Raw genomic sequence first — 12,106 nt, 5'->3', positions numbered from 1 at the left:
TCAGAAGAGAGAATCTGAGAAAATCTACATTTAACTCTGTAAGCATTCCGTAGTTCGTCGCCATAAATCAGTTCTCAAACTAACAATTAGAAAATATTAAGTACCTTTTACCTTGACAAAACTCCCACAATCCGCAATAATAGTAGATTGTCTGTCTAAATCCGGCTCGGATCAGGTTAAGACATTCCAAAAGCTGGAGAGCAGTCAGCAGTCAAAAGTCCACAACGACCAAAGACCAAAGACTCATCAGCTACCTGTACGGCAATCTCAACAACCATCCCATGACTTACGCAATCATTGAAACCGGCGGCAAACAATTTCGGGTAGAACCAGGCCGCTTCTACGACATCGAACTGCTTCACGTTGAAGCTGAATCCAAAGTCACCATAGACAAAGTATTTCTGATCCAGCACGAAGGCGAGGTTCATATCGGTCAGCCTTTAGTAGAAAATGCCACTGTAGAAGGAACGGTTCTGCGGCATTTCCGGGGCCGCAAAGTCCTCGTCTACAAGATGAAGCCGAAAAAGAAAACTCGGAAGAAAAAAGGGCACCGTCAAGAAACAACTCGCTTTATGATTGACTCGATTAGCGTCAACGGTACAGTCTTAGCCGCCAGAGACTTAACTCAAGCAGTTGTGGAAACTCCCCAAATCGCCGAAACTGATTCAGAATAAAACATAGTAAATACAGTTGAGGATATTATGGCCCACAAGAAAGGTACAGGCAGTACACGTAACGGACGCGATTCTAATTCTCAGCGTCTGGGTGTCAAAAAGTACGGCGGTCAAGTTGTCAAAGCTGGCAACATTTTGATCCGCCAACGCGGCACTAAAGTTCACCCCGGTAACAATGTTGGTATCGGCAGAGATGATACTCTGTTTGCTTTGGTTGACGGTGTGGTGACTTTTGAAAGAAAAGGCAAAACTCGCAAGAAAGTCAGCATTTATCCTGTTGTAGCAGCACCTGTGGCTGAGCCCGTAGCAGTTTAATTGCGATATTAATTCCTCGTTCCTAGGTTCGGCCGATTCCGGAGAACTTAACGTCAAATCGATAGTCCGACAGTCCGACAGGGGTTGAAACCCCTGCCTCATAGCTAAAGTCCTCTGAAGAGGACTGAAGAACTCATTAGTCCTCTTGAGAGGACTTTAGCTAAAAGCCCCGTGGAATTGATTCCCTGGCGGACTAGAGGCTTAATTTGTCACCCATTTGTGGCTAGCCTCCTCCGACAATTGTGACAACTTCTAAGATGTCGCCTTCTTGCATCTGTGTAGTTTCCCAAAATTGTTTGTGCAGAATTTCCCCGTTGTACTCCACAGCCACCAAGCGCGGGTTTAATCCCAATTGTTCTAGTAATTTTGGTAACGGTGTGTCGATCGCACAATTGCGGGTTTCTCCGTTAACTTGCAGCGCAATTTGATTTATCATCAGTAAAATATCTGTTTTTAGGGCGGGTTTGGTAACAAAATTATATTTTACGCACAGATTTCCTGTGCTAAACCCGCCCTACAAATCCCCAATCAACCTAGCTTTTTCCGTGCAAAGCTTTTTGAGCTTTGAGATTCTGCATCCGAATCAACTGCGAGATGAAAAACTGCGTGACTAAAGTAGGCTGTTCTGCTTCCATAATCGCGCGTACTGCGGCAACCCTTTGAGCTCCGGCATTCAATACTTCATCGAGGTTGTTGATATCAATTCCGCCGATCGCAAACCACGGAATCGGTGACTTAGTAGCAGCATACCGCACATAGTCCAAACCCGCCGCCTGTCTATCAGGTTTAGTAGGAGTGGAATAAACAGGCCCAACTCCAATATAGTCTGCTCCCCCATCAACGGCTCGCTGCATTTCCTCGCCGTTCGTAGTCGAACAACCGATGATGCGTCCCGGGCCCAGCAACTTGCGCGCTTCGGCTACAGGCAAATCTTGCTGTCCTAAGTGTACGCCGTCGGCATCCGCCGCGATCGCCAAATCCACGCGATCGTTCACAATCAGCAAAGCATCGTAGCGGTGACAAAGTTCGCAAAGCTGGCGCGCGTTAGCCAGCTTTACCCCGTCGTCTGAGCTTTTGTCGCGGTACTGCACCAAAGTCAGTCCGCCTTGCAAAGCAGCTTCCACAACTCCCATCAAGTTGTCTCTCGGGGAAGTTACAAGGTATAACTGCGATCGAAGTAACTGCTGGTAGCGCCGGTAAGCCAGCAAATCGCTTTCGAGAGTATAAACCCGATAGCGCATCTGCTTAAAAGCCGCGCCCATATTCCGATCGTAAATTTTGCCATACTCTTCAAGTACCCGCAGAGCTTCTTCCACCCGACAGAAATTCGCCTCCAGTAGCTGCTGAATGCTCGAACGCTGCTCTTCCTGCGGGTGAGTCAACTCCGTACCCGGATCTGCCGGCGTATCCCTAGCACTGCGAAGTTCTGCGACGTGCCAAGCAGCCAATTCTTGACGCAGTTGCTTGCACTCGCCAGCTAAATCAGCGCTGTTGAGACCAAACCTGCACCATTCTTCAATAATTCTCAACCCTTCGCGCGATCGATCTAAATTTGCATCTAAAATCCGGCAGAGGGCTGGCTGTGCCGGTAAAGTTCTGTTTTGTTTGTCGGTCATTCAGAACCACCCTAATTATAATTAACCGTACCTGTCAAACCGCTACATTGTCCCACGCCGTCAAGATTGTGGCAAAGCAGGCGGCTTAATTTTGGCATAAACCAATGTAAATTCGACAATAATTTTTTAAGTTTTATTGAATTTGATGAAAACAAAGCATAATAGATCAAAATTGATGAGAGTGGAATCGTTAAACTGCATACCACACTTCGGAGGAGAGCCGTGAGGTTAGCAGAACAACACAAAAGATTAACAGAAGAAAACCCCAGCAGGCGGGTGAAATCAAAGTTCGATCGCGAAAACCCGACACCGAACTCGGGAAGCGGAACTCGGATCGCAAATCAGTGGGGTTTATTTATGCTCCTAAACTCTCAACATAGCGAGTGCAAAGAAAAGCGATCGCAAAAATCTTGTTTGAGTTCTTGCCTTCTGCTCGTCTTTGCGATGACCGCCCTTTGCAACCATCAACCGTCAGTTATCGCTGCCGGGATACCGGGAGTGCAGCTACTTTCTCAGACGCCCCAGAGCGACATCAACATACTGTACGTCAGCTCGATCGGCGGCAGCGACACGGGGGGTAACGGCAGCGATCGAGCTCCGTTTAAAACCCTTACCTACGCCTTGAGCGTGGCCCCGCCCAAAACAGCGATTTTGCTAGCGCCCGGTACTTACAGCGAGCAAACCGGCGAAAAATTTCCATTAATGCTCAGGCCCAGCGTGACAGTTCAAGGAAATCCCAACACTCGCGGTCAGAATATTGTCATCAAAGGCGGAGGATACTTTATCAGTCCGACTTCGGCGGGTCAAAATATTGCGATTTTAGGCGCAGATGGGGCGGGACTCAGCGGGGTGACGGTGACGAATACCAACTATCGGGGTTACGCTTTGTGGATCGAATCGAGTTCTCCGACGGTTGTCAACAATACTTTTTCTGGGAGCACTCACGACGGAATTTCGGTAGTGGGTACTTCCAGGCCGACGATTGGCGGGAATGTTTTCTCGAAAAATGGAGCTAACGGCATTACGATTTTTGGGAGTTCCCAGCCGGAAGTTCGAGATAATGTGTTTGAAAACACGGGATTTGGGGTGAATGTAGCCCAGAACGCTTCGCCTCTGCTGATCGGCAACAAAATTACTCGCAATAAGGACGGCGTGGTGGTGCAAGCTGATGCTAGACCGGTGCTGCGTAACAATTATATCGAGAGTAACCGGCGGGACGGAATTGTGGCGATATCGAGATCTCTGCCGGATTTGGGAACTGCTGCCGAACCGGGGGGCAATGTCATTCGCAACAACGGTCAGTACGATGTGAACAATGCGGCCAAAGGTCAAGTAATCCCAGCTTACGGCAATCAATTGTCGAGCAGCCGGACGACGGGCTCGGTTGATGTGGCGGGAACTTTTACCCCTGGGCCAATGGGGGGAAGTGCTTTGCAGCTAAGGGCCGATCGACCTCCCAGCATCGGCGGCCCAGACACTTCTCTCCCGCCTTACACTCCCGGACGGCTAAGTCCCAGAGTTGAAAGAGCGCCAATTTCTCCGCCTGCGCCCGTTTCCAGGCGACCAGTGCAAAATCGATCGACACCGCCAAGCGCTCAGTTGCAGCAAGAACTTTCTGGGAGGAATGCCGCTGCTTCATCGGTAGTCCCAGGGGCGATCGCAATTCCGGTGCCCGATCCGAATTATCGATCGGTTTCGGAAATTTCGGTACAGCAACCAATGATTCCTCCCAATTTTGATAGTTCGAGTTCGGTTGCTTCCGAGGGTAGATTGCCGGTTCCGGGCCGCAACATTCCTATCGGAAGGGGCGGTTATGTACCTGCACCTTTAGGGGGGAATTCTTTGCCCGCTTCCGAGAATTCGCCCTCATTCGATCTACCGTCTGCTTTGGGTTTGCGCTATCGAGTTGTGGTGGATACCGACAGGCCCGGCGATCGACAAAAAATGCAATCCCTAGTTCCCGGTGCTTTTCGCAGTTTTGCCAGCGGGCGACCCGTGATGCAAGCCGGTGCTTTTCGGGAACGCGAAAAAGCTGAGGAATTGGTACAAATGCTCAGCGCTAACGGTTTGAATGCCCGAATTGAAGAAATTAAATGAAATGGTCATCAGTCATCAGTCATCAGTTAACTGTTGACTGTTAACCGTTAACCGTTAAAAACTACTGATATTAATTCCGCTCTTCATCGGAATTATTCATCTCTATCTTGTCTCCCTCTGCGTTCTCTGCTTTCTCTGCGTTCTCTGCGGTTAAATTATTCGGATGCAACCGGAACCGATCTGATATCGTTGCCGGTTGCACGAGCGACACGATCTAGACGGCACGGCGCCCTGTCCTGGCTGTGGATAATATTAATTCCCATGCTACCGGATGTGATATAACAGTCAAAAACTACTGACTACTTCAAAATATCAAAATTTTAGGGCCTAGCATATCGGATGCCAGACCCTAAAAATTGGTAAATTCAGTTGATTCAAGTGGGTTTTTAGCTCTGCTGAGTTTCAGCAAACTACAACTAAGGTGGACTTTTTTGCAACTACTCTGCGGACGAGCTAGCTATCAGCGGAGTCTATTCAGACTTCTGTGTTTGACTGTTGTGCGATCGCAACTTTTGATTCATTCAATAGCCTCAAGCTATTTAACAAATCCCGATCGCAATATCAACCTTTCTTTGCTAATCAGCTACACGGTTCAGGCGTTGCCTGCGAACTAGAGCCGTTCGGGACAAATACTCTAATTCCAAATTTTTTATCCAAGTTTTTTGTGCTTCTTGGTTTTGCCCCTCATGTTTTTAAGTTAACACCAACTGGGCGCATAAAAACACTTTGTTTACCAAACTTGACACTTTTTGACGTGATGAAATACTTCCAAAAGCGATTATTAACAATTTGTACGATCGCCAGATCGCGCAACGTGCATAGCCGACACTATTGGCTTGCTGTCAACGCAGCAGAGCTTCCCAAGTTGCGCGGCCGACAATGCCGTCTGCTGGCAGTTGATATTGTCGCTGAGCCGCCTTGACAGCAGCTTGAGTTTCCGGGCCAAACACGCCGTCAGCACTCACGCGCAAAAATCCCTTGGCCCGCAGCCGCTCTTGCAAATCTCTGACTGCTTGCCCGCGCATTCGTCTTCTTAAAACCGGAAAATTGGTTGGCTGCGCTTGGGGGTTAATCTCTGAGTTGTCGGCAGTTACTGGAGCGTTGGCGATCGGGTTTTCGAGGATGGCGCTCGGAGCCGCCGGAAACAGCCGGTTCCAAGTATCTTGACCGACTGTGGCGTCGGGAGGCAGGCCTGCTGCTTCCTGGAACTGAGACACAGCTCTAGCGGTGCTTTGTGAGAAAATCCCGTCTACAGTGTCAGCGTAAAAGCCCAACAATTTAAGAGCAGCTTGGAGTTCGATCACTTCTGAGCCGCGGCTGCCCAATTTGAGCGTGGGGCGGACGATCGCACCGGTTTGAGCGATCGGGCTGTTGCTGTTACTCTGTTCGGAGGTAGGTAGCTGTGCGGCAGCAGGAGTAGGGGCGATCGATCCCATTACCAATAAACCGCACAAACTCCAGCCGAAGAGCAAACTTGGAACCTCGCGGGCTTCATTCCAGCTTGCTGTCAAGTTTTGGGACATTGGGAATTCGACCTCTGCAAAACTGGTAGCGATCGTACATCAAATCTGCAAAAAATTGGGAATTTCGGCAACCAGCAATCTACGGGATGTAACGGATGGATATTAAGCCAACAAGTCAATCGATTTTAGATTTTAGATTTTAGATTTTAGAATTGAAGCATTGACTTGCGCGAGATAAATTCGGGGAATCCTCGATCGGATACAGGTTTTTTATTTCTCCTCGGATGAATCCGGGGGCTTGTATCCTGGATGCTTGATTGTCAAGCGTGAAGATTTTTCCCACTCTCCCCGTCTCCCCATCTCCCCGTCTCCCCATCTCCCCCCCTCCCCTTCCCTTTCCTAAAAAAAATTTATCCCCTGAAATAGCTGCAATTGGCAAAAAAACTGCTAGATTGCCCTACAGAAAACATTGAACCGCGTTCATTGGGCCCCAGCAACACCATGTCCGAATCCACCCCCACCAGAACCGCCAGCCAAATAGACATCGGCAACGTCAACATCGGGAACTTCCAAGTCGGCAGCATCAGCGGCACCAAATACAACGATTTTAACGCCAACGGCCGCCCCGATCCCGGAGAAGTCCCCATTCCCAACTGGCAAATCTACCTCGACCTCAACAACAACGGCCAGCCAGATTTTAACGAACCTTCCACCCTCACAAACCCGCAAGGCAACTACATCTTCGCCAACCTGCCGCCGGGCACTTACCAAGTTAGGGAAGTCCAGCAGCCGAACTTTCGCCAAACTACCCCAAATCCCGCACCCATCACGATTACCAGCGGCACAAATGCTGGCAATATCAATTTTGGCAACAACTTTAACGCAGGGACGATCGCAGGGACAAAATTCAACGACATCAACAACAACAGCAGCCGAGATCCGGGGGAACAAGGGCTAGCTAACTGGCAAATTTACCTCGACCTCAACCGCAACAACAGGCTCGACGGCGGCGAACCTTTTACTTTGACAAACTTTCAAGGCAATTACGCTTTTGTCAATATTCCTGCAGATACATATTTGGTCAGAGAAGTCCAGCAACCGGGTTTTCGCCAAACCACGCCTGACCCCGGCCCGGTTAACGTTACTTCCAATGCCACTGTCAACAACATCAATTTTGGCAATGTCTTTTTTGTCGGCAGCATCAGCGGTCTCAAATACAACGACCTCAATGCCAACAGCGTCCGAGATGCGACAGACCCCCCTCTGGCCAACTGGCCAATTTACATCGACCTCAACGGCAACGGCAGCTTCGATCCGGGCGAACCCAATACCATCACAAACCCCCAAGGCAACTACACTTTTGCCAATGTTTCTCCCGGCCGATATTTGGTGAGGGAAGCCCAGCAACCGGGATGGGTACAGACTACGCCAAATCCAGCCCCGATCGACATCATCGGCAATACCAACGTTGTCGGCGTCAATTTCGGCAACAATTTTCCTACCGGCAGCATCAGCGGCTTCAAGTTCAACGACCTCAACGCTAACGGTATCAACGAACCGACGGAACCGAGAGTTGCCAACTGGCCGATTTACCTTGACCTCAACAACAACGGAGGCCGAGACCCCAACGAACCTTCGACTTTAACCAACCCCCAAGGTAATTTCTCTTTTATCAATTTGCCTCAAGGGATCTATGTGGTGAGGGAAGTCCCGCAGCCCGGTTTTCGACAAACCACGCCAAATCCGACTCCCATTACCGTGGGCAATGGCACAAATGCCACTAATCTCAGCTTCGGCAACGTGTTGGTGACTGGCACCATCAGCGGTGTGAAATTTAACGATTTTAACGCCAACGGCCGCCTAGATCCGGGGGAACCGCCGATCGCCAACACTCAGATTTACATCGACCTCAACAACAACAGCAGTTTAGATCCGGGCGAAGCGAGTACCTTCAGCGACGTTCTGGGCAATTACAGTTTCCGCAACGTTCCGGTAGGTAGTTATGTTGTCCGCGAAGTTCCGCCGCCCGGTTTCATCCTAACGACCCCGCCTGCGCTAGTTGTTGTCTCGGCAGAGATTCGGGCCAGCAAAATCGATTTGCTGACGGGAGATTTGCTGACAGAAGATACTGAGGGTAGGTCGGCTAAATCCTTGAATGGGGATTCGCGGACGGATTCCAGCAGCTATGCGGGCGAACCTGCAGCCAATAATATTGGGGCAGATAGCTTGCCATTGAGTTCGGGTGGTGATACTTATCGAATTAGTGATTTTTTGGTCGATCGATCTGTTGCAAATTTAGGCAATATTCCTAACTTTGGGCAACAGAATGTCGGTCTGAATCTGAATGCAGAAATCAGCCAAATTGTCAAGGGAAATGAATTAATTAATTCGGCGCTCGGACACTGGGTCAGCACTGTGGCCGCGAGTGATTTCTCGGTTATGTAGGGTGACACAAAGCTCGATCGCCCGGAATCCAAAACTGCAGATAAAAATAACGAAGAGGTGAAAGGGCGATCGCGTGATACCCTATTGTTGGCAACCTCCAACACTCAAGCCTAAGTTCCGGCAAATCCGAAGCTGGCTTGTATATTGGGTGCAATATTCAGAGGCAGTAACATCTCTGTAAGTGAGAAACTATCAGGTAATTCCCCCAAACCCGATCGGCGTATTTCCAGTCAGGGCAAGCCATAATCAAGTCCGGTAGCTCGATCGATGCTGGGAGATCTGTCATTGGCAATCCCACAGGAGGCAATAGTTTAGGACAGCGAACCAGGACGAACAAGAACAATGCAGCCGGACTTGATATCGGGGGGAGAAGTCAGTCTGAGGCTTTTTAAAGCTCGAAACAGCAAGTATGTACGGACAGAGAAGGCGTGAAAATCTTGAAGATGTTGCCCTCAAATTGCCAGGGTTCTTCAAAACCTGATATACTTGCCAGCGACAAAGCTTGAGGCATTGTTGTGTGAGATGGGAACATTACCTCAAGTGCAGACGTATGTAAAATCGAGTAGCGGTTGTCAGCTATTAGTAAAAACTACTCAGCAAGTTACAACCCATACAGTAGTCTGTAATTTACGTGGATTTAGGTGTGAAGGAGAGAAATCATGGCAGATAACGAAGACCGCATTGCCCAGCAATTACAGCCAGTTGTGGTTGGGAATGCTGGCCCGGCAATTTTAGGAATCAAGTTCAATGACTTGAACGGCGATGGAATCAGACAGCCCAATGAACCAGGTCTGGCAAATATCCCGATCCTCCTCGAATCAGCAACAAACACCAACGGTGTATTTAATGCTGGTACTGGCGAAGTCTTAACCACGACGGACGCTAACGGTGCGTTCTCATTCATAAATCTTGTCCCCGGCAACTACGTACTCACGGAAACCGCAATACCTGCAGGTTTCCGCGCTACCACTCCCAACCCCCTCGCAGTCACTGTCGGCAACAGAAATGCTAACGTTTTCTTTGGCAACACCGCAGTTACAGGCAGCCGGATTGTAGGATGCAAATACCTAGACATAGATGCAGACGGCTTCCGAGATGGAAACGAACCGGGGATTAAAAACGTCAGGATTTATATTGATTCAAATGGCAACGGTCAACGCGATGCAGGGGAACCCAGCACCTTAACAGACAAAAATGGTGCATGGTCGTTCAACGTAGCACCCGGAACCTACAAGATTCGGGAAGAACGGATCATACGACAAATTAATTCTGTTACCGGACTAGAAGTTAATGCTACGAACGCAGAACCATTAGAAACACAAGATTTTCCCCAAAGCACACCCCCCGGCAACGTTCCCGTACTCGACGTGACGGTAGCAGCCGGTCAAACCTTTGCCTGCGCTCAAGTTGGCGATACTCCGCTCTATCAAATTGAAGTTAACAAATTTCGAGACATAGACCGCAGCGGCACGCGAAATGTTGTTAATGGAGTCTTGGAACCCCCCATTGCCCGAGTACCGTTTATTTTAGATGTCAACGGGAACGGTCGCTGGGATGGAGCAGGCTCGGAACCGATAGCCATCACAGATGCCAACGGAGTAGTTACTTTCAAGGATTTGCGAGCTGGCAATTACAGAGTGTTGGAAATTTTTCCAAGTGTACTGCCTGCAGAAGTAGGTGGCGGTGTCCCAGGAAACCTCAATGCTCCAGTATCAACAACTGGAAACCCCGCTCTGGTTTCGGCACCAGGGCCGCAGGCGCGATTCCAGGGTACGATCAGCAGAGAGCAACCGCTGCTAGTAGCAGACTCAACCTACACGCTGAAACCAAACGACCCTAAATTCGTAGACTCCAACCGCGACGGCGTTCAACAACCGGGTGAAAGATCGATCGCCACCACTGGTGAGCGGCCGATTTTTGCAGCGCCAGTTACAACTTTACCAGCCCCCAACCCCTCGCCATCACTTACCTTTTCTCCGGTTGGAGCTACTCAGGGTATTGGCAGTAATGCCGGTGTCGGCAACACTCTACCAATCATCAATGTCTTCAAATACAATGACTTGAATGCCAACGGTCGCTACGAACCAAATCAGGGTGAAGCGCCAATTAGCGGTGTCACTGTCTTCCTAGACACCAACAATAATGGGACTCCCGACACTGGAGAACAGCAACTCAGGACAAATGACCAGGGAAGAGCCGCCTTTACCAACTTGACACCGGGCAACTATGTCGTCCGCGAAGTTGTACCGCCAAATTTCTCCCCTTCTACAGCAGATCGCGTCGATGTTACCCTCAATCTTCAGGACGCCAACGTTACCTTTGCCAACACACCCAGCAGCAACATTACCGGGTGCAAGTTTGAGGACTTCAACCTGAACGGTTATCGAGATGGAAACGAGCCAGCTATTCCTGGTGTCACCATTTTTATCGATACTAATGGTGACGGTCAGTTGCAAGCAAATGAACCCACTACTACTACCAATCAGTTTGGTACCTTTGCATTCAACAATTTGCGCCCTGGCACTTACAAAATTCGAGAAGTAACGCCTCCTGGTTACTTCCAAACTACCCAACCAGTAGATGTTGTTCTCGGTGCAAATCAAACCTTTACTTGCGCTTTGGTGGGTAACTCTCGCCGCTATGACCTCTTGGTTCCTAAATTCCGAGATGACAACCGTAACGGTATAAAAGACGGAAACGAACCGGCTCTTGCCGATGTGCCCTTCACTTTGGATTTGAATGGCAACGGCCGCTACGATGCTGCAACAGAACCGCTGGTAAGAACTGATGCTGCTGGTATTGCTCGGTTTAATAATTTGTCGCCAGCCACTTACTCGGTTTTGGAAGTCTTCGATACTCCGGGTGTTCCCAACAATTTCCCGATCCGAACTGGGCCCAACCCGGTTAGCTTTGACGTGCCGGGCCCTAACACAGTGCCTACGGTGGTGGTACCGACGCCAACAGCGACAACCGATCCGGTGACTGGCGGCACGGGTGTGGTAACTGGTTCTAGCATCCCCAACGATCCTCTGAATAACCCCGAACGTTCAGCGGCGGGTCTGGTAAAGGACAACAGCGTCGATGTCAATAGCTTCCTCACTCCTGAGAGTGCAGGTGTTAGCAGCTTTGTTAAGGGGGACGATGTGCAACGCCAGGCGAGTTCGCTGGTTCTATCGTTTTTAGAAGCTCAGAAGCAGGCTTTCGAGGAATCTGCATCACTGTGGATCGATCATACTCAGAAGGCTTCGCCTACCGGGTTTTAATGTTAGGTTGGGTTTCTAGTTAGAGACTCAGCAATTAGCAACTAGCTTGTTTAAACTGCACGTCAAATGATGTTTTGGCGTGCTTTTTGCTGTTTTGACAATAATCAGAGGCTCGCGCGGCGGGTTTGTGGATTTCTTGACTTACCGGAAATATTTTTCGTGAAACCTGCCTCTACAACAAATAGATCCCGATGCTCGTAGGGACGGGTTTTACAGACAATCTGTGAGGAAAA

The 12,106-nt window shown here is 49.5% G+C and carries 9 protein-coding genes; 5 read left to right on the top strand and 4 right to left on the bottom strand.

Translation table 11 applies throughout. From position 1 onward, the window contains the following. Positions 1 to 281: 281 nt before the first annotated feature. On the top strand, positions 282 to 674 hold the full coding sequence (gene rplU, locus OSC7112_RS16060) for a 50S ribosomal protein L21 (protein ID WP_015176892.1): 393 nt from the start codon (positions 282 to 284) through the stop codon (positions 672 to 674). 27 nt (positions 675 to 701) lie between these two features. Further along, positions 702 to 989, top strand: a complete 288-nt coding sequence (rpmA, locus tag OSC7112_RS16055) for a 50S ribosomal protein L27 (protein WP_015176891.1) — start codon at positions 702 to 704, stop codon at positions 987 to 989. A 223-nt stretch (positions 990 to 1,212) separates the two neighbouring features. Here the strand turns inward: rpmA and thiS are convergent, their stop codons facing one another. Both thiS and OSC7112_RS16045 read right to left on the bottom strand, forming a co-directional pair. Then, positions 1,213 to 1,425, bottom strand: a complete 213-nt coding sequence (gene thiS, locus OSC7112_RS16050) for a sulfur carrier protein ThiS (RefSeq protein ID WP_015176890.1) — start codon at positions 1,423 to 1,425, stop codon at positions 1,213 to 1,215. A 97-nt stretch (positions 1,426 to 1,522) separates the two neighbouring features. After that, positions 1,523 to 2,605 (bottom strand): thiamine phosphate synthase, encoded by a 1,083-nt coding sequence (locus OSC7112_RS16045; protein ID WP_015176889.1) that lies wholly within the window; start codon positions 2,603 to 2,605, stop codon positions 1,523 to 1,525. 222 nt (positions 2,606 to 2,827) lie between these two features. Between OSC7112_RS16045 and OSC7112_RS16040 the strand changes: the two genes are divergently transcribed. Beyond that, complete coding sequence (locus OSC7112_RS16040; RefSeq protein ID WP_015176888.1) at positions 2,828 to 4,702, top strand: DUF1565 domain-containing protein; 1,875 nt, start codon at positions 2,828 to 2,830, stop codon at positions 4,700 to 4,702. Positions 4,703 to 5,544: 842 nt separating this feature from the next. On the opposite strand, the gene OSC7112_RS16035 is transcribed toward OSC7112_RS16040, so the two are convergent. Continuing rightward, positions 5,545 to 6,225, bottom strand: a complete 681-nt coding sequence (locus OSC7112_RS16035) for a peptidoglycan-binding domain-containing protein (RefSeq protein ID WP_015176887.1) — start codon at positions 6,223 to 6,225, stop codon at positions 5,545 to 5,547. A 441-nt stretch (positions 6,226 to 6,666) separates the two neighbouring features. Here OSC7112_RS16035 and OSC7112_RS16030 point away from each other — a divergent pair, with 441 nt between their 5' ends. Beyond that, the gene (locus OSC7112_RS16030; RefSeq protein WP_015176886.1) at positions 6,667 to 8,610 is read left to right on the top strand and encodes an SdrD B-like domain-containing protein; all 1,944 of its coding nucleotides are present in this window, start codon (positions 6,667 to 6,669) and stop codon (positions 8,608 to 8,610) included. A 157-nt stretch (positions 8,611 to 8,767) separates the two neighbouring features. Here the strand turns inward: OSC7112_RS16030 and OSC7112_RS41790 are convergent, their stop codons facing one another. Continuing rightward, on the bottom strand, positions 8,768 to 8,896 hold the full coding sequence (locus OSC7112_RS41790; RefSeq protein WP_263053526.1) for a hypothetical protein: 129 nt from the start codon (positions 8,894 to 8,896) through the stop codon (positions 8,768 to 8,770). Positions 8,897 to 9,269: 373 nt separating this feature from the next. Between OSC7112_RS41790 and OSC7112_RS16025 the strand changes: the two genes are divergently transcribed. Beyond that, positions 9,270 to 11,873, top strand: coding sequence for an SdrD B-like domain-containing protein (locus OSC7112_RS16025; protein WP_015176885.1), 2,604 nt, complete (start codon positions 9,270 to 9,272; stop codon positions 11,871 to 11,873). Positions 11,874 to 12,106 lie beyond the last annotated feature (233 nt).

The organism is Oscillatoria nigro-viridis PCC 7112, assembly GCF_000317475.1.
In the GTDB taxonomy this organism is placed as follows: domain Bacteria; phylum Cyanobacteriota; class Cyanobacteriia; order Cyanobacteriales; family Microcoleaceae; genus Microcoleus; species Microcoleus nigroviridis.
The sequence above is the reverse complement of the archived record's forward strand: the minus strand, read 5'-3'. Positions and strand labels throughout refer to the sequence as shown.

Bases quoted from the DNA above. Each gene is read 5' to 3' on its own strand.
- OSC7112_RS16025 (WP_015176885.1), top strand. From the start codon at position 9,270: ATGGCAGATAACGAAGACCGCATTGCCCAGCAATTACAGCCAGTTGTG.
- rpmA (WP_015176891.1), top strand. From the start codon at position 702: ATGGCCCACAAGAAAGGTACAGGCAGTACACGTAACGGACGCGATTCT.
- OSC7112_RS16030 (WP_015176886.1), top strand. From the start codon at position 6,667: ATGTCCGAATCCACCCCCACCAGAACCGCCAGCCAAATAGACATCGGC.
- OSC7112_RS41790 (WP_263053526.1), bottom strand. From the start codon at position 8,896: ATGACAGATCTCCCAGCATCGATCGAGCTACCGGACTTGATTATGGCT.
- thiS (WP_015176890.1), bottom strand. From the start codon at position 1,425: ATGATAAATCAAATTGCGCTGCAAGTTAACGGAGAAACCCGCAATTGT.
- OSC7112_RS16045 (WP_015176889.1), bottom strand. From the start codon at position 2,605: ATGACCGACAAACAAAACAGAACTTTACCGGCACAGCCAGCCCTCTGC.
- OSC7112_RS16035 (WP_015176887.1), bottom strand. From the start codon at position 6,225: ATGTCCCAAAACTTGACAGCAAGCTGGAATGAAGCCCGCGAGGTTCCA.
- rplU (WP_015176892.1), top strand. From the start codon at position 282: ATGACTTACGCAATCATTGAAACCGGCGGCAAACAATTTCGGGTAGAA.